The organism is Spirosoma profusum, assembly GCF_014699005.1.
GTDB classification, from domain to species: domain Bacteria; phylum Bacteroidota; class Bacteroidia; order Cytophagales; family Spirosomataceae; genus Spirosoma; species Spirosoma profusum.
The window spans coordinates 61,875-86,279 of the sequence record NZ_JACWZY010000001.1; the positions used below are offsets into that span (position 1 = coordinate 61,875).

The 24,405-nt window shown below is 47.1% G+C and carries 20 protein-coding genes; 14 read left to right on the top strand and 6 right to left on the bottom strand.

The genetic code is table 11. From position 1 onward, the window contains the following. Window positions 1-99 precede the first annotated feature (99 nt). The 4 genes from IC229_RS00175 to IC229_RS00190 all read left to right on the top strand — a co-directional run bounded on the left by IC229_RS00175 (window position 100) and on the right by IC229_RS00190 (window position 5,283). Window positions 100-1,488, top strand: coding sequence for a glycoside hydrolase family 140 protein (locus tag IC229_RS00175; RefSeq protein ID WP_190884898.1), 1,389 nt, complete (start codon window positions 100-102; stop codon window positions 1,486-1,488). A gap of 89 nt (window positions 1,489-1,577) precedes the next feature. Then, entirely contained in the window at window positions 1,578-2,510 is a 933-nt protein-coding gene (locus tag IC229_RS00180) for an ABC transporter permease (protein ID WP_190884899.1), read from the top strand. 133 nt (window positions 2,511-2,643) lie between these two features. Further along, window positions 2,644-3,648, top strand: coding sequence for a substrate-binding domain-containing protein (locus tag IC229_RS00185; protein WP_190884900.1), 1,005 nt, complete (start codon window positions 2,644-2,646; stop codon window positions 3,646-3,648). Between the two features lie 69 nt (window positions 3,649-3,717). Then, window positions 3,718-5,283 carry a M81 family metallopeptidase gene (locus tag IC229_RS00190; RefSeq protein WP_190884901.1) on the top strand — a complete coding sequence of 522 codons (1,566 nt, stop codon included), beginning with the start codon at window positions 3,718-3,720 and terminating at the stop codon, window positions 5,281-5,283. Between the two features lie 335 nt (window positions 5,284-5,618). On the opposite strand, the gene IC229_RS00195 is transcribed toward IC229_RS00190, so the two are convergent. Genes IC229_RS00195 through IC229_RS00205 form a run of 3 tightly spaced genes read right to left on the bottom strand, consistent with a single transcriptional unit; the run spans window position 5,619 to window position 8,494 of the window. Next, window positions 5,619-6,401: a LytR/AlgR family response regulator transcription factor gene (locus tag IC229_RS00195; protein ID WP_190884902.1), complete on the bottom strand. Its 783-nt coding sequence runs from the start codon at window positions 6,399-6,401 to the stop codon at window positions 5,619-5,621. After that, window positions 6,398-7,549 (bottom strand): sensor histidine kinase, encoded by a 1,152-nt coding sequence (locus IC229_RS00200; RefSeq protein WP_190884903.1) that lies wholly within the window; start codon window positions 7,547-7,549, stop codon window positions 6,398-6,400. The genes IC229_RS00195 and IC229_RS00200 overlap by 4 nt, the downstream gene beginning before the upstream one ends. 24 nt (window positions 7,550-7,573) lie before the next feature. Further along, window positions 7,574-8,494: an aspartyl protease family protein gene (locus IC229_RS00205; RefSeq protein WP_190884904.1), complete on the bottom strand. Its 921-nt coding sequence runs from the start codon at window positions 8,492-8,494 to the stop codon at window positions 7,574-7,576. Window positions 8,495-8,959: 465 nt separating this feature from the next. Between IC229_RS00205 and IC229_RS00210 the strand changes: the two genes are divergently transcribed. After that, the gene (locus IC229_RS00210; protein ID WP_190884905.1) at window positions 8,960-11,368 is read left to right on the top strand and encodes a family 78 glycoside hydrolase catalytic domain; all 2,409 of its coding nucleotides are present in this window, start codon (window positions 8,960-8,962) and stop codon (window positions 11,366-11,368) included. A gap of 179 nt (window positions 11,369-11,547) precedes the next feature. On the opposite strand, the gene IC229_RS00215 is transcribed toward IC229_RS00210, so the two are convergent. The 3 genes from IC229_RS00215 to IC229_RS00225 form a co-directional block, all read right to left on the bottom strand. After that, window positions 11,548-12,630, bottom strand: coding sequence for a GntR family transcriptional regulator (locus IC229_RS00215; RefSeq protein ID WP_190884906.1), 1,083 nt, complete (start codon window positions 12,628-12,630; stop codon window positions 11,548-11,550). Between the two features lie 288 nt (window positions 12,631-12,918). Further along, window positions 12,919-13,326: a hypothetical protein gene (locus IC229_RS00220; RefSeq protein ID WP_190884907.1), complete on the bottom strand. Its 408-nt coding sequence runs from the start codon at window positions 13,324-13,326 to the stop codon at window positions 12,919-12,921. Window positions 13,327-13,340: 14 nt separating this feature from the next. Next, entirely contained in the window at window positions 13,341-14,576 is a 1,236-nt protein-coding gene (locus IC229_RS00225; RefSeq protein ID WP_190884908.1) for a sulfite oxidase, read from the bottom strand. Window positions 14,577-14,778: 202 nt separating this feature from the next. Here IC229_RS00225 and IC229_RS00230 point away from each other — a divergent pair, with 202 nt between their 5' ends. The 9 genes from IC229_RS00230 (at window position 14,779) to IC229_RS00270 (ending at window position 24,376) form a co-directional block, all read left to right on the top strand. Further along, complete coding sequence (locus IC229_RS00230) at window positions 14,779-15,177, top strand: FtsL-like putative cell division protein (RefSeq protein WP_190884909.1); 399 nt, start codon at window positions 14,779-14,781, stop codon at window positions 15,175-15,177. Then, the gene (locus IC229_RS00235; protein WP_190884910.1) at window positions 15,167-17,296 is read left to right on the top strand and encodes a penicillin-binding protein; all 2,130 of its coding nucleotides are present in this window, start codon (window positions 15,167-15,169) and stop codon (window positions 17,294-17,296) included. Before IC229_RS00230 ends, IC229_RS00235 begins: the two co-directional genes overlap by 11 nt. 202 nt (window positions 17,297-17,498) lie before the next feature. Beyond that, the gene (locus tag IC229_RS00240) at window positions 17,499-18,977 is read left to right on the top strand and encodes a UDP-N-acetylmuramoyl-L-alanyl-D-glutamate--2,6-diaminopimelate ligase (RefSeq protein ID WP_190884911.1); all 1,479 of its coding nucleotides are present in this window, start codon (window positions 17,499-17,501) and stop codon (window positions 18,975-18,977) included. 96 nt (window positions 18,978-19,073) lie between these two features. Beyond that, entirely contained in the window at window positions 19,074-20,282 is a 1,209-nt protein-coding gene (mraY, locus tag IC229_RS00245; RefSeq protein WP_190884912.1) for a phospho-N-acetylmuramoyl-pentapeptide-transferase, read from the top strand. 124 nt (window positions 20,283-20,406) lie between these two features. Then, complete coding sequence (gene rplM / locus IC229_RS00250; protein WP_190884913.1) at window positions 20,407-20,850, top strand: 50S ribosomal protein L13; 444 nt, start codon at window positions 20,407-20,409, stop codon at window positions 20,848-20,850. A gap of 6 nt (window positions 20,851-20,856) precedes the next feature. Next, complete coding sequence (gene rpsI, locus IC229_RS00255) at window positions 20,857-21,243, top strand: 30S ribosomal protein S9 (protein WP_190884914.1); 387 nt, start codon at window positions 20,857-20,859, stop codon at window positions 21,241-21,243. Between the two features lie 153 nt (window positions 21,244-21,396). Continuing rightward, on the top strand, window positions 21,397-22,230 hold the full coding sequence (rpsB, locus tag IC229_RS00260; RefSeq protein WP_190884915.1) for a 30S ribosomal protein S2: 834 nt from the start codon (window positions 21,397-21,399) through the stop codon (window positions 22,228-22,230). Window positions 22,231-22,425: 195 nt separating this feature from the next. Beyond that, on the top strand, window positions 22,426-23,259 hold the full coding sequence (gene tsf, locus IC229_RS00265) for a translation elongation factor Ts (RefSeq protein ID WP_190884916.1): 834 nt from the start codon (window positions 22,426-22,428) through the stop codon (window positions 23,257-23,259). 511 nt (window positions 23,260-23,770) lie between these two features. Next, the gene (locus tag IC229_RS00270) at window positions 23,771-24,376 is read left to right on the top strand and encodes an RNA polymerase sigma factor (protein WP_190884917.1); all 606 of its coding nucleotides are present in this window, start codon (window positions 23,771-23,773) and stop codon (window positions 24,374-24,376) included. The last annotated feature ends 29 nt before the right edge of the window (window positions 24,377-24,405 follow it).

Below are 24,405 nucleotides of genomic sequence, written 5' to 3' on the forward strand. Positions count from 1 at the left end.
ACTGGCCCAAACAGCCTGAGCCTGTTTGATTATTGGCAAAGGAAATCGTATGGTAAACAAGCATCCAGAGCCTGTTTGGGCCTAATAAATCCTCTTTTCATGAAAAAACGTATCATTTTTGCGGCTTTGCTTCTTTGGCAAAGTCTCGCTATGGCGCAACAACCCTTCTCCCACGGCCGCCTGAAAGTGTCAGATAACAAACGATACTTAGTTCATCAGGATGGTACGCCTTTTTTCTGGATGGGCGATACGGCTTGGGAGTTGTTCCACCGGCTGAATCGCGAAGAAGCCGACCAGTATTTGAAAAAACGCGCCGAACAGGGTTTCACTGTCGTTCAGGCCGTTGCCCTCGCCGAATTTGACGGGCTGGTTGAACCGAACCCGTACGGCAACGTACCACTTCAGGACAAGGACCCGACAAAACCAAACGAAGCGTATTTTAGCCATGTCGATTACATTGTCGATAAGGCCGCCCAGTATGGTATCGTGATTGCTTTTTTACCGACCTGGGGCGATAAGTTGTTTAAAAATAAGTGGGGACAAGGCCCTGAAATTTTTAACGTATCGAATGCTCGTGTGTATGGGCGCTACGTTGGCAATCGGTACAAAAACCGCGAAAACATCGTCTGGATTATGGGTGGCGACCGTAACCCGCGCGACGGTTCGGAGGACGTAGTAGTTTGGCGGGCCATGGCTGAAGGCATTCAGGAAAGCGTTGGCGGAGCCGATAAAGCCTTGATCTCGTATCATCCGCAGCCTAACGGTATGGATGGTGGCGCGTCGAAATGGTTTAACAAGGAAGCCTGGTTCGATTTTAACATTCACCAGAACGGGCACTGCCGTTTCACGCCCATGTATGATCACATCACATACTCGTATAATCTCCAGCCAACGAGACCTACGATGGATGCTGAGCCTATTTACGAAGATCATCCAGTATGCTTCAACCCCAAGGAGTTAGGTACCTCGAACGCGTATGATGTGCGTGTGTATGCGTATCTGGATCTGTTCGCTGGAGCGCACGGGCACACCTATGGTTGCCACGACATCTGGCAGATGTATAGCTCCAAACGGCCCGCTGTTAATGGCCCGCATATTTACTGGCCCGAAGCTCTAGACCTCCCCGGCGCTAATCAGATGCGCTACGTTCGGAAACTGATGACCGCCCGTCCTCAACTCGACCGCGTTCCTGATCAATCGCTGATTGTCGAAAATAATCTGGCATCTGCTGAACGGATTCAGGCTACGCGTGGGAAAGATTATGCGTTCATCTACACGTCTGTTGGTAAACCATTTACGGTGAACCCGGGTAAGATTTCGGGCAAAAGCATTACCGCTACGTGGTTCGATCCGCGAACTGGTAAAACCCAGTCGGCTGCTACGTTCGATAATCAGAAATCCCAACAATTCACTCCGCCCTCCAAAGGCTACGGACAAGACTGGGTGCTGGTGCTGGACGATGCTTCTAAAAACTACGCAGCGTTGTAATAGCATGTATGAAGTAGGATGTATGAGATAAGATTACAACCCAACAACACGCATTATATCATATATCCTACTTCACACATTCCACGCTCATGCTTTTACAGGAACGTATCTACTCACTGACGTTGACGATTGTGCTGGTTAGCGTAGGCGCGGCTATAGCTTTTCCGCAAACCTTCCCTACATTTGGCAACCTCAGCCAGGTACTATTAAATCTTTCTATAGACACCATTGTGGCAGTGGGTATGATGCTCCTGCTCATCAGTGGTGTTTTTGATTTATCGGTGGGATCGGTGGTGGCCTTTTCGGGGGGAATAGCGGCTTATGTGATGATAGTGTTGGGCTGGCCGGTGCCGTTAGCGCTGTTGGCTGCTCTGCTCGGTGCTGGCTTGGTTGGGATAATCAACGGTTATTTGATTGCCTACCAAGGTATTAATCCCATGATTCAGACGCTGGCCATGATGGGTATTGTTCGAGGAGGAGCCTTACTGATAAGTGGAACAGGGATTCAGAATCTGCCGTACTGGTTCAACGCCATCGGGCAGGCCAAATTGCTGGGGTTGCAAATGCCAGTCTGGTATATGCTCCTGACCGTCGCTGTGTTTGCCTTTCTGGGCAATCGCAGCGTCTTCTTTCGGCGGTACTATTACATCGGCGGCAATGAACGGGCCGCCGATTTGTCCGGAATTCGCGTCCAGCGCATGAAATTGTACGGCTTTCTGATTACGTCTTTACTAGCGGGTATGGCCGGTATTTTATTGGCGTCGCGGCTGGGAACGGCGCTGCCCACAGCGGGTCGGGGACTGGAATTGCGCGTGATTACGGCGGTTATTCTGGGCGGAGCCAGCTTATCGGGGGGGCAGGGCAAAATTGTCGGTGCTTTGTTGGGAGCCCTCTTTATGGGTCTCGTCAGTAACGTAATGATTCTGGCGCGTGTGTCGGGTTACTGGCAGGAAATTATTCTGGGTCTGATTCTCATTTCGGCCATCTGGGGCGATATGCTGCTACGTCGGAGGGCTACGTAGAGACAGGGCATGCCCTGTCTTATGACCGGATGGTTCCTTTATCAGGATGGTTTTGGCTGACGAAAAATTTTGCTGACGCCAATGAGACAGGATATGTCCTGTCCCTACACACGAAAAATAGTACGTTCAACACATGAAATCATACTTGTTCATAACCCTTCTATTACTAACGTCGGCCTGTGAACTGCCACAACGTAACGCCACCCAGACCGACGCTATACGTACTATCGAAGCGGGAGCGGAAACCGATGGTCGGCCGGAGGAGTACGTAATGGTGACGACAGCGGTTACCATGCCCATGTACGTCCATCACGACCAGGCCGCTTTCCGTCGGTGGGGGAAACAGCGCGGGGTGAACGTATCAATTCTGGGACCGGCGGAGTGGGACGTACCGGCTCAAATCAATACCATCGAAGAAGTAATTGGAACCCGGCCATCGGGCCTACTGATTAATGGAACCGATCCGGCCATTGCGCCCGTCATCAACAAAGCCGTTGCGGCTGGTATTCCAACGGTGGTCTATGATTCGGACATTGTGAACTCGAAACGACACGCGTTTCTGGGCACCGACTGGTATCAGATCGGGCAGATGCAGGGTGAGGAAATGGTACGTTTGATCGGCGGAAAAGGCAAAATTGCCTACATGGGAATTCTAGGACTGGCCAACATGGAAGCCGGTTTTCAGGGGTTGTTGGACGTAGTAAAAAAGTATCCTGGTATTGAAGTGGTTGGCAAATACGACGATAAGGCTAATGTAGAGGAAGCCGCCCGCATTACGTCCGATTTACTGGCTGCGCACCCGGATTTAGCCGGTTTATGCGGTTTCGATTCAAATTCTGGTCCTGGAATTGGGCTGGCGGTTCGTGAAGCGGGGAAAGTTGGTAAGGTGAAAATTACTACGGTCGATTGGGAGCCCGAACACCTGCAACTGGTGAAAGCTGGTGTGATTCAGATGTTAGCGGGGCAGAAACGAGAACTCTTTACGTGGTACGGCGCTCAGTTTCTATATGATATGGTTCACCAGACCAACCGCCTGACCGATCAGGCTGGGGCCAGAGGGCTTACCAACGTACCAGCGACCGTTAACACGGGTCTACTACGTATCACGCGGGAGAACGTAGATTCGTTCATGAAATAATTAAAAACAAAACGTTAACCAATTTCTTCTGCTACAGAGATTTTGCCTGCCAAGCATTAACTTGTAGGCATGAAACATCTGCTTTACGCTCTAGCAACCTGCCTTTTAATTGCAAATTCTGGTTTTGCGCAATCTGCAAACAATAATTTACCACGTATCGCCATTGCTGGTTTAGGCATTGAGTCCAGTACGTTCTCGCCGGCCGTCACCCTCGAAGAAGCCTTTCATGCCCGCTACAGTGGTGAAGTATTCAACGCTTATTCGTTTCTGTTGCCGGTTTCTCCGCTACGTAAACAGGCCATCTGGTTTCCCGCCGTTGTTGGAAAGTCGCTGCCGGGCGGAGCCGTAACGCGCGAAGCGTATGAATCGCTCGTGGGCAAAATGCTTGATTCGCTCAAAAAATACATGCCTTACGATGGTCTGTATTTCGATATTCACGGCGCTATGAGTGTGAAAGGTCTGGACGATCCAGAAGGTGATTTGATTACCCGAATTCGACAGGTTATTGGGTATAAAACACTGGTTTCTACGTCGATGGATTTGCATGGCAACGTATCATTACGGTTAGCCCAAAACACCGATTTGATGACCTGCTACCGGATGGCACCGCACGAAGATGCCATGCAGACGAAAGAACGTGCCGTGGTCAATCTCATTGAACGTATCAAAAGTGGTAAAGGAAAACCGGCCTACAAAGCCCTGATCAACGTACCGATTTTGCTGCCGGGTGAAAAAACAAGCACACGTATCGAACCGGGAAAAAGTCTGTATCAGGACGTAGCACCGTTGGTCGACAAACAGGAAGGGGTAATCGATGGAGGCATCTGGATTGGTTACGCCTGGGCCGATGAACCGCGCAATCATGCGGCCGTGATGGTGGTTGGCGACGATAAACCTAAAGTAACTCAGGCCGCCGAAAAATTGGCTGCTAATTTCTGGGACGTACGTTCGAAATTTGGTTTTGTGGCCCCAACCGGTACGTTGGAGGAATCGTTAACGAAAGCTATTGCCAGTCAAACACGCCCATTTTACATCAGCGATACCGGCGATAACCCAACAGCCGGTGGTGCTGGCGACGTAACGTGGACCATAACCCAGATTCTGAACCGTCCAGAGTTTAAGAAATCCGATGGGCCTACCCTGATTTATGCATCCATTCCTGATCCTGAATTCGTGAAAAAAGCGTTGGCTGCGGGTATTGGTGGGCGGGTAGAAGGAAAAGCTGGCGCCATTGTAGATTCCCGGTTTGCCGGTCCAGTTTCGCTTAGTGGTACAGTTGAAGCTATTCAAAAGGGTGATAAAGATGCTGAGGTTGAGGTAGTTGTAAAAGTGGGCAGTGTGAATGTAATCGTGACACAAAAACGCAAGCCATACCACGAGGAAAAAGATTTTACCCGATTGGGGCTAAATCCTCGAACGGCAGATATTGTGGTCGTTAAGATTGGTTATCTACAGCCCGAACTCTACGAAATGCAAAAGGACTGGATTATGGCGTTAACACCGGGTGGCGTCGATCAGGATTTATTTCGGCTAAAATACAAACGTATTGAGCGACCTATGTTTCCTTTTGATGGGAATATGGCAACTCCAGATTTATCAGCCAAGCTGGTGCCACTATCGGGTGCAGCGAAGTGAGTTTAAACAGTTTCATAAACCAGGTAATACAAGAAAGCAGTTCAGCAAAGCCAAACTGCTTAATCCTATCTATAAATCTAAAATCGTTGGTCGTTGTAATACGTTGGTCCCAGGTTTTACTTAGTTATGCTTGTGAAGGTTGGAAGAAGAGCCAGAATTAGCTGGCAAAAGAACCCGGCTGACCAGATTTCCGAATTACATTCGGAGTGTACTTTCTCCCAATTTAGGATGAAGTCGCTTACTGGATCAAACCGAAACGGTCTATTCCTGATTTTAGAGGGTCGAAAGTCTAATTTTGAGGGTCGAAAAATGGCTCTGATAGGGGATACCGCTTCTTATTTACCCAGCCACTTTTTAAAATCGTTCATCCGATCGGGGCTTACAAAAACCTCGTGACGCGAGGATGGATGCAATGTCAGATTTAATTTACTACCCGAGTAGGTATGAATAGATTGAATCGCCGATAAACTGACCAGATAGGCGCGGTTCACCCGAAAAAATTGATGGGGATTAAGCAGGCTGGTTACTTTATCGAGGCTGTATTCAACCACCATGTTTTGCCCATCCTGCGTGGTCAGGTAAGTCGTTTTCTCTTCATAAAAAAAGTACGCGATCTGATCCACACCAATGCTTTTGATCTTTGTGCCGACCGTAACCATAAACCGATCCTTGTAGGATGGTTGGACGGCCGTATCCTGCCAGTTTAGAAGCGTCGACCATTTGGAAGGGCTGACCATAGTTGGGCGCTGTTTTTGTTGCGTCCATTTGAACTTATTGATGGCGGCCGCCAGTTCGTTTTCGTCGATTGGTTTCAGCAAGTAGTCAACGCTGTTCGTCTTAAACGCCTGAATCGCATAGGTCTCGTAAGCCGTCGTGAAAATGATCGGAATTGTCAGTTTAACTTTTTTAATGATACCAAACGCGCTACCGTCCTCCAGATGAATATCCATAAAGATCAGATCGGGCTGATTAGCAGGCGTTTGGTCGTTAAACCATTCAACTGCTTCGGCAACGGAAGAAAGCACGGACACTACCTGTATAGACGAATCGTAATCCCATAATAGCATTTCCAGACGCTGGGCAGAGAGGAATTCATCTTCAACGATGACGACGTTCATTGTAAAAGCGGGATACTGACGGTAAAGGTATTATCCTGCTGTGTGATGAGCACAGGGCGGTCGGTTAGCAATCGGTAGCGATTAGTAATATTGGCCAAACCGATGCCGGTGGAGTTTTCCGGGAAGATTTCATCAGGCAGGCGAGGTTGAATGAAATTGCTGATCAGCAGATAACATTCCTCAATGGCCAACGTAACGATCAGGGGGTGCCTGCGCGACATCTGGTTATGCTTGACGGCGTTTTCCATTAACAACTGTAGCGTTAATGGAGCAATGTTAAAACGCATAGACTCCTCTTCAGAAATGCTATTGACGAGCTGAAAGCGATCATCAAAGCGAATCGTCAATAAAAAACAGTAAGCACCTAAGAACTCTAGTTCTGTTTTCAGATTGACGCGTTCGGTATCCTGTTGCTCCAGAATGTAACGGTACGCTCTGGAAAGGTGATTGATAAATCGAATCGATAATTTGGGATTTACATCCACTAAAGACGACAAAATACTCAGACTGTTAAACAAAAAATGAGGATTTACCTGAGTTCTTAAGGCATCAAACTGCGCTTGCGAAGCTTCCCGTTTTAGTTGCTCGGCACTCACCTGTAATTGGGCCACTACTTTATCCCTGCGATGATTAGCGGCTAAATAATAGGCCATCAGTAAGGCCATAACCGTTAGTGCCGTCGTTGCCTTATGCCGTCGTTGCCCTTCATTTTTGCGGATAAATTCTCTGATTTCTGGCGTGATTGGATTAACCTGGCCGGGATGCATTGCAGTTTCTGTTTGGTCAAATGCCTTGCGCGCCTGGCCCAAATACCCAAAAAAAGCCCAATCGAAGCCAAACGAAAGTACAGCCGCAATGAGTAACGTCGTCAATTGGACGGCAAACTTGCCATCGCGTTGGAAAAGTCGTCCAGAACGACCGTTTAATTTGTTTTCCAGCCATTCCGTAAGACTCAGCCAAAAAGTAAAAAGTGCAATGGTAATAGGGATTTCCGATAGCCAGATAAACCACCAGAAAGCACTAACTTTTTCTATATCAAGAGAGTTTAAATTAATATAAAATCGGAGTGGCCAATAAATAGCAAATACGGTAGCTGCCAGCCGGATTTTCTGGGGTAGAGTTAGATTTATATTGTCGGACACATCCATACTACGTTATAATTATGCTATTAATTAGCTGCTGAAGTATTTTGATTTTCTTAACTTATTAGGACTGATATAAATGTATTCTCGTTTTTCGTCGATTATTATATTGAATCTTTTTAGAAGATCGCCACCGAGAATACTTACTTTTTGATTGCCAATTTTACCAGTGAAAAAGCCTACAGGAACGTCAGTTAATTCATTATGTCCAATAATGAAAATTGGCAAAATGGCCCTTTTAGTTTTTACGCTATTTCCAAAAGAATCTTTTAATTCCTTTTCGCTGATGACTTCTAAATTTTCATCAATTTTATTTTTACTGACAAATGTATCATCAAACAGAAGTGCGCCTGAATAACCAGAGTGAATTAGAAATCTATTGGTTAAACTTCGATTTTCGATTTTACAATTGGCTTCTATGAACATGAAATCGTCTTCAAAGTAAAGCTTGAGCTTCTCGAATTTTTTCGATTTTTCGGGTAGACTAGTATATAGTATTAGCTGATTCTTATCGAAGTCTAACTCAATAACCTGACCAGCGAAAAGGTCAATACCAAATTTTCCGTCTGTTTTTGGCCCTGAATTTTTATTCTCCCAAATCGATACGTTTGTCCAGTTTAATGCTCCTAGTTGTAGTGAATTGCCTTTACTGAATCTTGACGAGTTTCCGCCACCACCCCAACTGCTGACGCTGTCAGCTCCAGCGAACGTAATAGTCTTTATTTTTTTTACTCCTTCTTCAGTTAACGAAACGGCATTTGCCGCTGTATGAAACATCAAATTAATGGTATCTTTTTGGTTAAGTTTAGCTTGTACGGAAATATTATTATACTCAGTTAACTGAAAAGGAATAGTGTATTTCGTCTCAATAAACGCCGAGGTTACTTGCCCAAAAATCGATTGACAATTGATAAACAATACGAGAAATAAGCAAGGATTAAATCGTATCATGGATGAAAATAGTTAGGGAAATCATATGCTTTTTTTGCTAAGAATCAGATTTCTTAATCAACTTTTATTATTTTCTCGCTCACTGGTGGTCTGGGTCTTCACTACATGCCTATCTTTCTCTTTGCAGCGGGTGGTACGTCGGTTCCGTAATACCCTATACCTTATTTTCGGGTAGCGAACGTACTACGTAGTCAGGTTTGAAGAAACTCATTTGAAAAACTGCTCATCACGAAAGTCTGTAACCGCTGACAACGTAGTAACAGTCAGTCCACTCGTTGATAATAACGCCAGAACGCTTCGGGCGGATTGCCGTAAAAAAGTTCGTTGTGAGGTTTTCAATAGCTTGTAGAATTAGATTTTGAAAGATAATACCTTATAAGACGCTATATCATACGATGACTCGATTAATTTTGGTCCGCCCAAGCCGAAGGTCACTTATCGGATAAAGAATATTATTTTGCCCATATGACACGATTGCTCTATTCCATTATACTGGTATTCAATACGTTATCTATTGGTTTCGCCCAGACGCCTGCTACGTCAGCGAATTGGACAAATCAATACTGGCCTGCTCGCTGGATCGTACATCCGACGGCTCCCGTTCGGCAATATGGCATTTTTCACTTCCGCAAAGCCATTGACCTGACGCAGAAACCCGCTCGTTTCATCGTACACGTATCGGCCGATAACCGGTATCGGCTGTTTGTCAACGGGAAATCGGTTGCGTTGGGACCGGCACGTAGTGACCTGCAAAACTGGAACTATGAAACGATAGATTTAGCCCCTTTTCTACAAGCCGGACGTAACGTTTTGGCCGCCCAGGTGTGGTACATGGGCGATGGCGCTCCGTTTGCGCAGATGAGCTATCAGGTTGGTTTTCTGGTGCAGGGCAATACCGACGCCGAAAAAATTGCCAATACCGATGCAAGCTGGAAAGTGCTTCATAACGTAGCGTATTCGCCCATTAAAAACGACATCCCGAAGCTTCGAACCTATATTGTTGCTGGCGATGGTGATCGGGTAGATGCGGCAAAATATCCCTGGGGATGGGAGCAATCGAATTTTGACGACAAAGTCTGGGTGGCGGCTAAACCGTTCGGTTTTCCTACAAAACCGCGTGGTTTGGGTACTGATGGAAACTGGGGTTTGGTACCACGTAGCATTCCGATGATGGAAGAAAGTGTGGTTCGGCTGGCAACCGTCCGACGTAGTGAAAATGCCAAAATGGATGCTACGTTCCTGCAAGGGAAAAGTCCTGTTACGGTTCCGGCCAACACAAAAGCTACTTTCATGCTCGACCAGAGCCACCTGACCAATGCTTATCCTGAGCTAACTGTCAGTAAGGGAAAAGGGGCGGTCGTTACGTTGTCGTATGCCGAAGCGCTGATTGACGCGCAGGGTAAAAAAGGTAATCGAAACGACGTAGAAGGACGTACCATGCGCGGCTTTGATGACCAATTTGTGGCCGATGGTAGCGAAAAACGGACTTTCCGGCCACTCTGGTTTCGAACGTACCGCTACCTGCAACTGACCGTCGAAACTAAAGAGGAAGCCTTAACGCTGGACGATCTGGTGGGGCAGTTTACGGGCTATCCGTTTCAGGAGAAAGCACAATTTACGACCAGTGATAGTACGTTGAAAAACCTTTGGAATGTGGGCTGGCGAACGGCTCGCTTGTGTGCGGGTGAGACGTATTACGACTGTCCCTATTACGAACAGCTGCAATACACCGGCGATACGCGCATTCAGTCCATGATTTCGCTCTACGTATCGGGCGACGACCGGCTCATGCGCAAAGCCATCATGGATTACGACCATAGCCGTTTCAACGATGGACTAACGCAAAGTCGCTACCCATCGGCTGACTTTCAGGTGATTCCGACGTTTTCGCTGTTCTGGGTTTGCATGATTCATGATTACTGGATGCACCGGCAAGACGACGAATTCGTAAAATCAATGTTGCCGGGAATTTTGGGCGTATTGAATTGGCATGAGCAACGTGTCGCCAAAACCGGGCTAAACGGTCCGCTGGAGTGGTGGAATTTTGTCGATTGGTCGAAGTGGCAAAATGCGAAAGACGAAATTTCCGGGGGCGTTCCAAATGGGGCTCGTAAGGGCGGATCGAGTATTTTGTCGTTGCAACAAGCCTACACGTATTTCCGGGCGGCTGATTTACTGTCGCACTATGGTCAGAACGAGCGGGCGGAATATTACCGTGATCTGGGTCGCCGATTGAACAAAACCGTGTATGCGCAATGCTGGGACGCCACAAAAGGTTTCTTCGCTGATACGCCTTTGATACCGGCCGGACAACCCGGAAAAAACAGCTACAGTCAGCACGCCAATATTCTGGCGGTACTCACCAACGCCGTTCCAGTTGAGCAACAGGCCGCTTTGTTGCAGAAAACCATAGCTGATACGTCGCTGACGCAGGCTACGTTTTATTTTAAATTTTACCTGTTTGAAGCCCTTAAAAAAACCGGGCTGGGCGATCAATTCATTGCTCAGCTCAAACCCTGGCGTGACATGCTTGCTATTGGCCTCACTACGTTCGCTGAAAATCCGGAGCCGACACGTTCCGACTGCCACGCCTGGAGTGCCTCGCCTTTGTACGAATTTCTGTCGATAACCTGTGGCATTCGACCCGGTGAGCCTGGTTTTAAAGCGGTACGTATCGAACCATTTTTGGGAGACTTGACCACCGTAGAAGGTAAAATGCCACATCCGCTGGGCGAGATTGCCGTGCAGTTTCAGAAAACGCCATCGGGTGGATTAACCGGTAACGTAACACTCCCCGCCAATTTACCCGGTACGTTACGTTGGAAAGGTAAATCAATCCCGCTTAAGGCTGGCAAACAGGCTGTTAATTTGTGAATTTTGGAAAAGTCGACATGTTGCTGACGCTTAGGGCTTCGACAAGCTTAGCCTGACGGGCAACTTAAAATCTACGGATCAAGCTTGACTGTCAGGCTGAGCCTGTCGAAGCCCTAAGCGTCAGCAACACACTATTAACCAAGGTGATAATCTGATATTTACCTGCAATCTATGTTAAATCACAGCGACCCGCGACGTATCATGTAGAAAGGGTTCTTGACTTTGATACGTTTGTGGTCGAGCAGGAGGGAAGCGGCTGTGTAGCCCATCGCTTCAAAATCGGTTGTGACGACCGTGATATTGAGGAGTTCTTTCAGCGTGGTTTCGTTGAAGGAAATGATGCCGATTTCCTGTCCGAGTTCGTAATTCGACTGGCGTGCTTTTTTGACCAGTTCCGACAAATCGGTTTCTTCGACCACTACATAGGCTGTGCCCGGTTGAAGTTGCTCGTTCAGGGCATTTTCCTTGATGGCAAATTCTTTGTCGTAATTCACACAGAATGAGCGAAATCCGTGCATCGTCTCCGTGCAGTAATTGCCGTCGCTGGGCAGCATGAGTACCATTCTGTTGTATTTACTCAACAAATCCTGCGCGTTTTCGAGTGCATCGCAAATGTCTTTGTCGAATTTCTGATGCACACTGAGGGGCGATCCATTTAATTCGGGTACGTCTTTATCGAGTAGCACCAGTTCATCCGACGGAATCCGTTCAAGCACTTTCATGTAATTTGCTTTGTCCAGATCCTGTGTAAAGTGGGGCATCACTACGTAGTAATTGTATTTCCCCAGGTTTTTCTCAATAATTTCCTGAAAATGATACGCACTATAATGATGTATCTGTAGGTCGACGGTCGCATGGTCACCTAAAGCCTTCAGAAATGAGTAATAAATAATTTTTTTGTAAGAGCTTAATTTGTTGAAAATCAACAGAATCTTCAGCTTTGGCGCTACGTTCACCTGAACATAATAGCCTTTCCCCTGAACCGAAATAATGTAACCCAGTTCCCGGAGTTCCCGATACGCTTTTTCGACGGTATCACGCGCCAGATAGTACTCAACGCTCAGTTCACTGATCGACGGTAACTGCTCGTTGTTTTTCAGAACACCCCGTTCAATATCGGTAATAACCGACTGTACAATCTGTTTGTACTTCGGCGTCTTGTCTTTGGGGTTAAATTGAAGTTTATAAAGCGGGGCTGATGTATATACGTCAACAAAATCGTGTTCCTGCCGACGGGATTGGGAAGTGGATTTAGCTAACATATTAGGATTTGATTATGGATTATTCTCCGACGTGCCTGGTTTAACAGTACTACGTTATTTCGAAAGAGTGTTACAAGCTTGTAAAGAATAACACAGATAAAGAAGAAAATATCCAATTTATTTATGCAAACGTTACCGATAACGTTGCCGAAAAGGATAAAAGCCAGAATGTTTATGAAAAATTATATGAAAAGTTGCTTAAAAAGGGTAAAGAGTGATTTAAAATTTAGAGGTAATATCGATGCGAATTGGATTTATCTCAGAAAAATGCGTGGCTAATTCGCTACCCTACGGGAGTTTGTACCATTGAATATTCTTTAACGGAGCCCGTCGGGGCGATACAGTCACTTGCGCCGACTGTGGGCCATAGTGTTTCTCCAGATAATCGAGCACTACTTTTTCTGATTCGCCTAAATCCCAAAGTTTGTGGTATTTCTGCATCCAACGGATGCGCTCCACCCAGCCATCTCGCGTAAAACGATGCTGTAAAATAAGTTTGGATGAATGGCAGGCTGTGCATTGTGCTTTCACCATCGTCAAACTGGGGTCGATGGCTAGCCCGCTTTCGGGGTCAGTTTTTACCGTATCAATTACTACGTTGGACGTAGCGGGTTGCTGAAGCGGTGACGTAGTTTGGAAACTAAGCATCGCTATAGACACAAGCCCAATAAAAAAACTAAGTGTTATTACTTTCATGTCAATGCTACGTGCTAAGTGGCTTTTATGGCAATTCGGTGGCAGGCGTTGTTCAGATAACCACCTGGGTTCCACTGGGGAATGACCATGGGTTGTGATGCTCCGCTACTGTCTGTAGCCCGCACCCAGACTTCGTAATAACCTGGCTTCGGAAAATTGATGTTGGCGTTCCAGTGCTGCCAGGCCAGCCGATTTTTGGGAGTTGCTACGTTCGCTTTCTGCCAGGTTGCGCCATAATCGATAGACGTATGCACTTCAGCCACCGAACGATCTCCTGCCCAGGCATGACCACGTAACGCCAGTGATTTTGTTACGTCGAACATGGCGCCCGTTTGTGGATAGGTGATCAAAGATTTTACGGGCATCGACTCGATGATTCGGAAATTTTCGGGCGTTTCGGCCAGTTTTTCACCCGGTTGTACCGGACGTATTGGTAGCCGGTAACTGTGTCCTTCCATCTTGGCGCCGTCGTGCTCTTTGTTACGTATTGCAATGGTATGCAGCCACTTACCCGATACAGAAGCTGGCCAGCCGCCAATAACCAGACGTAGCGGATAGCCGTGAGCGAGCGGAATATCTTTGCCATTTACAGCCCAGGCAATCAGGGTTTCGTTTTCCAGTGCTTTCTTGATGGGCACGCCCCGCGAAATGGCTACTTTGGTCGGGTCCTGGCTCAGATGCGGGTCTTTTCCGTAATAACCGATGTAAACGGCATCATCTTTCAGGCCCACGTCGGCCAGAATGTCTTTCAGACGAACACCCGTCCATTCGGCACAACTGACGGCTCCCTGATCCCACGGATTTCCGGTGGTTTGCGGCTCAAATCCAGAGCGGCCATTTCCGCCACATTCCAGCACCAGTTGATACGTATGCGGGGTGAAGCGTTTTTTCAAATCGGCCAGTGAGTAGGTTTTTGGCGCTTTTACCGACTCGCCATTAATGGTCAATGTCCAGGTTGCCGGATTAATCGGTTCAGATGGTATCAGGCCGTTGTTGCGGATAAACATTTTTTCGACGGGCGTAACGGCATCGTCCAGAAAATGAATAGGTGACTCTACGTTCCAGGGCTTATCGCCCAGCACTTTCATGCCTGCAACTTTGTCTTTCAGTGGGTCATAATCGAAGGCCAGCGGTACGTAGTGCTGAGGTATTTTATCGGCAAATGCAATGTCGGTGCCTGCCCAGACACTTAAAGCTGCCAGAACACTCTTCTGCAAAAATCCCCGTCGGTCGTGAAAGTTGCTTATCACTGATTCTTAGTAGTTTATTGAATGATTATGCTTCGTGGCACCGCATTTAGGCAACGTAACGTAGTGCTGGCTACAAAAGTAACGCTAGCTGACGCACATATCTGTACTTCATAAACCAGTAAATTTTGCATTTCTACTAAATTACCTGTGTAATAGAAGCGAGGCTTTTATTAATTTGGGGCTTCATTTCCCCTAACCCATCATGGCTAAAAATACCATCCGGCGGCCTCCTCAGCCTGCGCCCCAGAAAAAGCAACGGCGTCGGCTTCAACTGGCTACGTGGCTAAACGATTTTATTGGCCTCGACCGGCTTTTCGGTGAAGATAATGCCTGGCCCATTCGCTACATCGACCGGATTTTGTGGGTTACCGGCTTACTGATCATTTATATCTTCCTGAATCACAACGCCGAGCGACTGGTTCGGCGCATTCAACGTGCCAAAAACCAGACCGACGAATTGCGGGCACAAGCCACCGTTTTACAGGCCGATTTCGACAAAAGTGGAAAGCAGTCCGAGATTAGTAAGCGCGTAGCCGAATTAGGTATTGCCGATAGCCAGACACCACCCCATAAAATCGTAGTGAAATCAGATGAATATTAAACAGGACATCATTGAACGTGCCAACCACATCTTTTACATCGTGATTGTGCTGGCTATGACCGTCATTGTGCGGCTGCTGTATGTGCAATATTTTCACACGGATAAAAAAGGCCGGCCCTGGCGCGCGCATGTCGAAGCAACGGTTATTCAGCGTGATACGATTCGGGCCATGCGCGGGAAGATTTACGCGCTCAACGACAATCTGCTGGCTACGTCGCTGCCTACCTACGTCGTTGGGATAGACCCGATGTTGGCTAAAAAAGAATATTACAAAGACAAACTCGATTCGCTTTCAACAATTCTGGCCCGGATTTTTCGGGAACGTACTGCTTATGGGTATAAGGAGTTGATTAATGATGCCCGCCAACGCAAACGACGCTACGTTCTGTTAAGTCGTCGGCGCATTACGTTTCAGGAGCGACAGGAACTGCTGAAATGGCCTTTCTTCCGATCGACGTCAAAGGTGGCGGCTCGCGGGGGTGTGCTACGTCCTCATTACGAACGCTACCATCCATTTGGGCAGATGGCTGAACGTACCATCGGTAACCTCGACGCCAAAACCAATCGGGGGCTAATTGGGCTGGAAGCTAGTTTTCAGCCGGAATTGGCCGGCAAAAATGCTGTTGGGCGGGTGGAAGTACTGGCCGGTGGCGTGCGTAAACCGGTGAACGACGGCCCTGATATGACGCCGGAGCCGGGCATGGATTTATACACAACAATTGACGTTAATTTTCAGGATATTGCCGAGTCATCGTTACGTTCGGCGCTGGAAAAATATAAGGCTGCCAAAGGTTGTGTGATTGTGATGGAGGTAGCTACTGGTGAAATCCGCGCTATTGCCAACCTGACGAAACGGGGCCGTGGCGACGGACCGGATTACTACGTCGAAAATTTTAACCATGCACTATCCGAACGTACTGATCCTGGCTCTACGTTCAAGCTGGCAACTATGATGGCGTTGCTTGAAGAAAAAGCCATCTCGCTCAATCAATTGGTAGCCACAGGCGGAGGTTCTACGACGTATCATGGTCTTGGTATTCATGATGCGAAACGGGGGGGGGCCGGTACCATTACAGCCCGGCAGGTTTTTGAGAAATCGTCGAACGTGGGTACGCACCTGCTCATGAAGAGTTATTTCTATAGCCGACCTAAACTGTACTGCCAGTATCTGGGCAAGTTTCACCTGACTCAGCCGACAGGTATTCACATGAAAGGCGAAGCCACGCCCATCGTGCGAAATCCGGATATGAAAGGCTGGAGCAGTGTCTCGTTAACGTCGATGTCGTATGGCTACGAGATGCAGATAACCCCTTTACAAATGCTGGCGTTCTACAATGCCGTGGCCAACGGAGGCCGCTGGGTGCGTCCGATGCTGGTGAAACAGATTAAACGTGGTGATGAGCTAATTGAGGATAACAAACCGTATACACTTTCCGAAACAATCTGTTCCAGAGAAACCGCTCGGCTGGCTCAGTCGCTGCTGCGCGGTGTAGTGGTAGAAGGAACGGCCAAGCATATCAATAATCCACACTATGCGATTGCTGGTAAGACCGGAACGGCTCAGAAAATCATAAACGGACGTTATCAGGTTGGTAAATATTACACCTCGTTTATCGGGTATTTTCCGGCCGATAAACCAAAATACAGCATGATTACGGTGGTCGATACGCCACAGGGTGATAACATTGATTTGCTGTACGCTGGCGCCGTATCGGCTCCTGTGTTCAAGGCCGTTGCTGACCGGATTGTGGCGTCGGACATAAAAATGCATGCACCAATGCGGGCTAATCCATCGAAGCCAGTTTCGACAACGGGTATGCTGGCGGGTTATGCCAATGATTTACAGACCATTAGTTCTACTCTGAACCTGGCCGAAGAGCCTTCGACGGATGGTTGGGTGGAATCGTCTGGAAATGGCCACTGGAAATCACGCCAAACCCGCACAGACCAAGTGCCCGACGTACGTGGGCTCAGCCTGCGCGACGCTGTTTATCTGCTCGAAAATCGCGGTTTCCGTGTTTCGATTGAAGGGCATGGAAAAGTGAAAGAACAATCCGTCTCGCCGGGAATAGGCATTGCTAACGTAGCAGGTCGGGCTATCAATTTGAAGCTTGGGTAGGTGGCCCGGTCAGCATGACAAAAACGGATGAATAGCTTCATTATAGCGTGATTGAAACGGCGGTGATGTGTACTACGTTACAAAGAAATCGACGGACGAAAAAGGCTTTTGTAACCTATCAATCCGGTTTCAGATTAGGCAATTCCACTCGTAAACCGTTTTTTTACAGCCGAAAAACGGACGTATCGTCTGTTCTATAGGTATGCAACTCAAAAATCTTTTCTATAAAATTCCGCTGCTTGCTACCTCTGGTAGCATGGATACCGACGTAACGGAACTAACGATGGACTCGCGTCGGGCGGGGCTGGGCAGTTTGTTCATTGCAGTACGTGGTACGATTGCCGATGGACACAGTTTCATTGAAAAAGCTATTCAAAATGGGGCGACTGCTGTTCTCTGCGAAGAATTTCCGACTGAGTTAAATCCGTCGGTTGCTTATGTGCGCGTGCAGGATTCGGCCCGAACGATGGGGCTGGCAGCCGCTAATTTCTACGAACAGCCTTCCCGTAAACTCAAGTTGATTGGCGTAACGGGCACCAATGGCAAAACATCGGTTGCTACGTTGTTATTCCGCTTGTTTCGTCAATTGGGATACCGTTGTGGCCTCTTGTCGACGGTTCAGAATCAGATTGACGAAGAGGTAATTCCGGCGACGCACACCACGCCTGATGCTATTTCCATCAACCAGTTGCTGACCAAGATGCTGACGCACGGTTGTACGCATGTATTTATGGAGGTCAGTTCGCACGCGGTGGTGCAGGAACGTATCGCCGGTCTTACGTTTGCCGGGGCGATTTTCACGAACATCACCCACGATCACCTTGATTTTCATGGTACGTTCGATAATTACATCCGGGCAAAAAAAGGCTTTTTCGATCAGCTTCCGGCCACGGCCTTTGCTCTGACAAACGTAGATGATAAACGAGGCTTAGTTATGATTCAGAATACGGCTGCCAGAAAAGAAACTTATTCCCTAAAAACACTCGCTACGTTCAAAGGGAAATTGGTTGCGGACGGACTGTTTGGGTTGCATATGCTAGTCGATGAGCGCGAAGTTTGGTTTAAACTCATTGGTAAATTCAATGCCTATAATTTGCTGAGTGTATATGGAACTGCCGTTCTGCTGGGCGAAGATTCTACCGAAGTACTAACGCTTTTGTCGGGCATTACGCCCCCGCCGGGCCGGTTTGAGCAGGTGGTTTCGGACGATAAAATCGTTGGTATTGTCGACTATGCCCATACGCCTGATGCGCTCCAGAACGTATTGGAAACCATTAATAATTTGCGGCAGGCGAATGACCGGGGCAATCTGCCTCAAGTAATTACGGTAGTTGGTTGCGGTGGAAATCGCGATGCAGCCAAACGGCCGATCATGGCCGAAATCGCCTGTCGGTTCAGTAATCGAGTCATTCTGACGTCAGATAATCCCCGTAATGAAGACCCGATGGCGATTCTGGAGCAGATGCAGGCCGGTGTTCCGCCAATCGATTTCAAGAAAACAGTCACTATTGAAGATCGGCACGAAGCCATTCGTCAGGCCGTAGCTATGGCGCACCCACACGACATTATTCTGGTTGCCGGAAAGGGCCATGAAACGTATCAGGAAATTAAAGGTGTGAAGTACGATTTCGATGACCGGGCCGTTTTGCGAAGCACTTTCATAGAACGCGCAAATCATTAACTTTGGCCTGTAACAAAGAGCGAAAGAGTGAAAGAGTGAAAAATGCTCTCATCAACCTTTCGGTCTTTCACTCTTTCGCTCTTTCACTCATTAAAAATGCTCTATTACCTCTTCCAGTTTCTTGACGAACGATATAACATTCCCGGGGCCGGGGTTTTTCAATACATTTCCTTTCGCGCGTTGGGCGCTGTTGTTACGTCGTTATTCATAGCGGCTGTCTTTGGTCGGCGTATTATTGATACGTTACGGAATCTCCAAATCGGCGAATCGATACGTGACTTAGGGCTGGAAGGGCAGATGCAGAAGCGCGGTACGCCGACGATGGGCGGCTTTATCATTCTGGCTTCACTGCTCGTACCGGCATTGCTGTTTGCCAAACTTTCAAACGTATACGTAGTGCTGGCCCTCGTTTCAACCGTCTGGACGGGGCTTATTGGCTTTCTGGACGATTATATTAAGGTGTTTAGGAAGAACAAAGAAGGTCTGCAAGGAAAGTTTAAAGTAGTTGGGCAAGTTGGCTTAGGGCTTATTGTTGGTTTGACACTATATTATAATGACTACGTTAAAATTCGCAAATACGCCCCCCGTCGGCTCAATACGTCGGACGTACCGGATGTGTATACGGACATTAAATCGACGCTGACCACTGTTCCGTTCGTCAAGAACATTGATTTTGATTACAGTACGTTACTTTTCGGCTTTTTACCCGATAGTTACACCTGGATTGTCTACGTAGTGGTTTGCATTTTTATCATTACGGCGGTTTCGAACGGGGCTAATATTACCGATGGCATTGATGGGCTGGCGGCCGGTACGTCGGTGATTATCGGATTGACACTGGGCGTACTGGCTTGGTTATCAAGTAACAAAATCGCGTCGCAGTACCTGACGATTATGTACATCCCTAACTCAGGCGAGCTGGTTATTTTCTGCGCTGCTTTTGTAGGTGCCTGCGTCGGTTTTCTTTGGTATAATTCATATCCGGCTCAGGTGTTTATGGGTGATACCGGTAGCCTGATGTTAGGTGGCGTTATTGCCGTCCTATTTCTGGCGATACGTAAGGAATTGATGATTCCGCTGGTTTGCGGCATTTTCCTGGCCGAAAACATCTCCGTTATCATGCAGGTGACGTATTTTAAGTACACCAAACAGAAATATGGTGAGGGGAAACGGATTTTCCTGATGGCTCCTTTGCACCATCATTTTCAGAAGAAAGGCTATCACGAAGCCAAGCTAGTGACCCGTTTTTGGATCGTAGGAATTATTCTGGCGGTAATGGCCCTGGCAACTCTTAAACTGCGGTAAAAGGATTTATCGGCATACCCTTGTTTTTCAGCCTTATAACGTCTATATTTGCACTCCCGTTTTGCCAGCGGGAATGCTTTTTTATAGGCAAGTTGTTAGAAATCAACCAATTAGTCTCCATAAAGTGAACACACTCAGTTACAAAACCATCTCTGCTAATAAAGAGACGGCGCAGAAGGAATGGGTTGTGATTGACGCTCAGGGTGCAGTACTCGGTCGGCTGGCCAGTCAGATTGCATTCATGATTCGCGGAAAACACAAAACCAACTTCACCCCGCACGTTGATTGCGGAGATAACGTGATTGTCATCAATGCCGAAAAGGTACGCCTGACGGGTAATAAGATGACCGACAAAGTTTACGTTCGCCACACGGGCTACCCCGGCGGTCAACGTTTTGCTACGCCCCGGATTCTGCTCGAAAAACACCCCGAGCGGATCATCGAACACGCTGTGAAAGGTATGCTGCCTAAAAATCGGCTTGGTCGGCGGTTGTACACCAACCTGTATGTTTATGCTGGTGATCAGCACCCACACGAGGCCCAACAACCTAAAGCCGTAAAATTCTAAGTCATAATGGAACGTATTAATACCATTGGCCGCCGTAAAACAGCAATCTCGCGCATCTATATGTCGGCGGGTAGCGGAGCCATTTCGGTTAACGGGAAAGATTATAAGCAGTATTTTCCGACCGAAGTTCTTCAAATTATTCTGAATCAGCCGTTCGCAACGGTAAACGGCGTAGGTGGCTACGACGTAAAGGTAAACGTTCGCGGTGGCGGTGTGGCTGGTCAGGCCGAAGCTACGCGGATGGCTATCGCTCGTGCGCTTGTTGAACTGAATGCCGAATTCCGTCCTGCTTTGAAAAAAGAAGGCTTCCTGACGCGGGATTCGCGGATGGTAGAACGGAAGAAACCAGGTCGGAAAAAAGCCCGTCGCCGGTTCCAGTTCTCGAAACGTTAATTGGCAGAGGGCATTGGGCCATGGGCGTGGGGGTTTACCCAAAGCCCCAAACCCTTACCCCTATGCATAGTTGTCCAGACTGCGCTTAGATGATGCCGATGCGCGGTGCTGCGTACTTGTTCATTTAATCATTTTTATTGTTCATTATCAGAAATGGCACAAATCGAATATAAAGAACTCCTCGACGCGGGTGTGCACTTTGGGCACTTGACCCGTAAGTGGGATCCCCGGATGGCTCCGTATATCTTCATGGAGAAAAACGGCATCCACATTATTGACCTTAATAAAACACTGGCTGCTCTGGACGAAGCCTGCAATGCCATAAAAGGGATTGTACGTTCAGGTCGGAAAGTGATGTTCGTAGCAACTAAAAAACAGGCGCAGGAAATTGTTTCGGAAGAAGCGCGTCGCCTGAAAATGCCCTACGTAACAGATCGTTGGCAGGGTGGTATGTTGACAAACTTCGCTACTATCCGTAAGTCGCTGAAGAAAATGCAAACGCTGGACAAAATGCTGAAAGACGAGGAGACCGTCAAAAGCATTGCTAAGCGTGAGCGTCTGATTCGGACTCGCGATAAGGAAAAACTGGAGCGTGTATTAGGCGGTATTGCCGACCTGACTCGCCTGCCAGCTGCTTTGTTCATCGTCGACGTAAAGCGCGAGCACATTGCCGTTGCTGAAGCACACCGCCTTGGTATTCCTGTGTTCGCTATGTGCGACACCAATTCGAATCCTGATTCGGTAGAATTCGCTATTCCAGCCAACGATGACGCGTATAAGTCGATTTCGCTTATTACGTTAGCTATCGGCAAAGCTATTGAAGAAGGGCTGATGGAGCGGAAGCAGGATAAAGACGATCAGCGTATTCAGGAAGAAGAGGAAGCCAAACGTAGTGAAGACCTGGCCCAGGCTCGTGCTGAAGGCGAAACTCAACCTGAGGCTGAAGCGGCACCGGCGCCGGTTGCTGAAGACGAGCAAGAAGCATAAAAGAAGTTATAAAGTTGTATGGTTAGTTGACGCATAAACTTTATAACTCAACAATCATATAACTCTATAACGTCAAAAATAGCCCGTAGCCAGCCGCTATGGGCTATTCTGTAACTGACGAAGCTAAGTGTAAACTCTTTGTTAGGAAACCACAGAATAGAAAACAGAAACTTAACAACTGAAAACTTCACGAAGATGGCAATTACTGCTGCTGACGTAAACAAGCTTCGGCAAGAGACCGGAGCCGGTATGATGGATTGTAAAAAAGCCCTTACCGAAGCTGATGGTGATTTTGAAAAAGCAAAAGAAATTCTGCGGAAGCAAGGGCAGAAAATAGCTGACAAACGTGCCGACAACACGACCGCTGAAGGCGTAGTACTGGCACACGTTAGCCCAGATGGCAAATCAGGCAAAGTAATCGCTTTGGCTTGTGAAACTGAGCCTGTATCGAAAGTAGCGGATTTCCAAAACTTGGCTATGGCTGTTATCAGCACGGCAGTAGCTACCGACGCTGCGGATAAAGCTACGTTGCTGGCTACGCCACAAGCTGATGGTCGCTCATTGCAGGATCATATTACGGACCTAATGGGTAAAATCGGTGAGAAAATCGACGTAGCATCGTTCGAAACCGTATCAGCTGATAAAGTCGTTTCATATATTCACTCGAACGGTAAACTGGGTGTGCTGGTTGGCCTGACCAATACTAATGGTTCTGACGTATCGGAAGTTGGTCGGGACGTAGCAATGCAGATTGCGGCTATGAAACCGGTTGCTCTGGATAAAGATGGCGTTGATGCGACTATCGTACAACGTGAAATCGAAATTGGTAAAGAGCAGGCTCGTCAGGAAGGAAAGCCAGAGGCTATGCTCGAGAAAATTGCAATGGGTAAACTGAATAAGTTCTATAAAGAGAATACGCTTCTGAATCAGGAGTTTGTTAAAGACAGTTCACTGACCATTGCGCAACTCCTGGAAAAAACCAGCAAAGGGCTGACCGTTTCTAGTTTTAAGCGGGTGGCAATTGGTTAATATCCTTATATAATTCTTGTACAAAACCCGGTCTTCTGATCGGGTTTTTTTATGTTTATAATGAAAAAACAGTTGAAGTATTATCAGTTAAAATAACAGTAATTAATACTTATAATTATTGTATTTTTATTCAATTAACTACTAAATTTATTTGCACCTACATCAAAAGTACATCAAACCATACTTTCTGATAAAATGCGCAATATATAATGCTGAAATCCAGCCTACTTTGTGCCCCAATTAATTTACCAATTATTGTTAGAACAGCTGAGAAGATTATCAATTCTGGAATAGTAGCTAAGCAAGAGTTACTGGAAATTATCAATTTCTTTTCAGAATAGATTTTAGCGAATTGGATACACATTTTATTGGCAATACAACTCATTATAAGGAGTTATTGAGAGTAATAAAACGCCAGTTCATATGTATCCACCATTTTACTTAACCAAATTGACTACGCTGTAACGTTACTTTTTTGACTTTTTATGTCTTAATCACCATTACGTGTACTATGGAACATACTTCGGACGAGGAATTAGTGAGGCTGTATATCAACACTCAGGAAAATAGATACTTTGAGCGGATATATGAACGATACTGTGATAAAGTATACCGGAAATGTCTGTCGTTCATGAAAGACCCGGTTCGGGCAGAGGATTTAACGCATGATATTTTTTTAAAACTGGTTGTTAAATTAGGCGGCTTCCGCGAACAATCTAAATTTTCGACCTGGTTGTACTCGATTACCTATAACCACTGCACAGACCAGTTACGCTCTCCACACTTACGTCGCGAAATATATGTGGATGAAGGTTGGGAACGAATGAATGTCAGTGGTGAAGAAGAGTTGGCCGAAATGGAAGAAATGGAGGCCCAACAGCTCGAACGAGCTATTCAGCAGTTAGACCCGGATGAGCAGACGATGCTGCTCATGAAGTATCAGGATGATATCAGCATTCGTGAAATTGCCGACATTAATGGATTGACTGAAAGCGCGGTGAAAATGCGGCTTAAGCGCTCGCGTGATAAACTCCGCAAATACTACCTGGAAGGGGCTGTATTCTGGCTCTTGCTGGCCATTAAAGCTGTACTGTCCGCTCGCGATTTTTTCCGATGAAACTAGTTTGCCATGGATAAGCCGAATCC

Coding starts and splice junctions, on each gene's coding strand:
- IC229_RS00180 (WP_190884899.1), top strand. CDS start 1,578: ATGCTTTTACAGGAACGTATCTACTCACTGACGTTGACGATTGTGCTG.
- IC229_RS00215 (WP_190884906.1), bottom strand. CDS start 12,630: ATGTTAGCTAAATCCACTTCCCAATCCCGTCGGCAGGAACACGATTTT.
- rpsI (WP_190884914.1), top strand. CDS start 20,857: ATGGAACGTATTAATACCATTGGCCGCCGTAAAACAGCAATCTCGCGC.
- IC229_RS00195 (WP_190884902.1), bottom strand. CDS start 6,401: ATGAACGTCGTCATCGTTGAAGATGAATTCCTCTCTGCCCAGCGTCTG.
- IC229_RS00200 (WP_190884903.1), bottom strand. CDS start 7,549: ATGGATGTGTCCGACAATATAAATCTAACTCTACCCCAGAAAATCCGG.
- IC229_RS00230 (WP_190884909.1), top strand. CDS start 14,779: ATGGCTAAAAATACCATCCGGCGGCCTCCTCAGCCTGCGCCCCAGAAA.
- IC229_RS00270 (WP_190884917.1), top strand. CDS start 23,771: ATGGAACATACTTCGGACGAGGAATTAGTGAGGCTGTATATCAACACT.
- mraY (WP_190884912.1), top strand. CDS start 19,074: ATGCTCTATTACCTCTTCCAGTTTCTTGACGAACGATATAACATTCCC.
- IC229_RS00235 (WP_190884910.1), top strand. CDS start 15,167: ATGAATATTAAACAGGACATCATTGAACGTGCCAACCACATCTTTTAC.
- IC229_RS00240 (WP_190884911.1), top strand. CDS start 17,499: ATGCAACTCAAAAATCTTTTCTATAAAATTCCGCTGCTTGCTACCTCT.
- IC229_RS00210 (WP_190884905.1), top strand. CDS start 8,960: ATGACACGATTGCTCTATTCCATTATACTGGTATTCAATACGTTATCT.
- rpsB (WP_190884915.1), top strand. CDS start 21,397: ATGGCACAAATCGAATATAAAGAACTCCTCGACGCGGGTGTGCACTTT.
- IC229_RS00175 (WP_190884898.1), top strand. CDS start 100: ATGAAAAAACGTATCATTTTTGCGGCTTTGCTTCTTTGGCAAAGTCTC.
- IC229_RS00220 (WP_190884907.1), bottom strand. CDS start 13,326: ATGAAAGTAATAACACTTAGTTTTTTTATTGGGCTTGTGTCTATAGCG.
- IC229_RS00205 (WP_190884904.1), bottom strand. CDS start 8,494: ATGATACGATTTAATCCTTGCTTATTTCTCGTATTGTTTATCAATTGT.
- IC229_RS00185 (WP_190884900.1), top strand. CDS start 2,644: ATGAAATCATACTTGTTCATAACCCTTCTATTACTAACGTCGGCCTGT.
- tsf (WP_190884916.1), top strand. CDS start 22,426: ATGGCAATTACTGCTGCTGACGTAAACAAGCTTCGGCAAGAGACCGGA.
- IC229_RS00190 (WP_190884901.1), top strand. CDS start 3,718: ATGAAACATCTGCTTTACGCTCTAGCAACCTGCCTTTTAATTGCAAAT.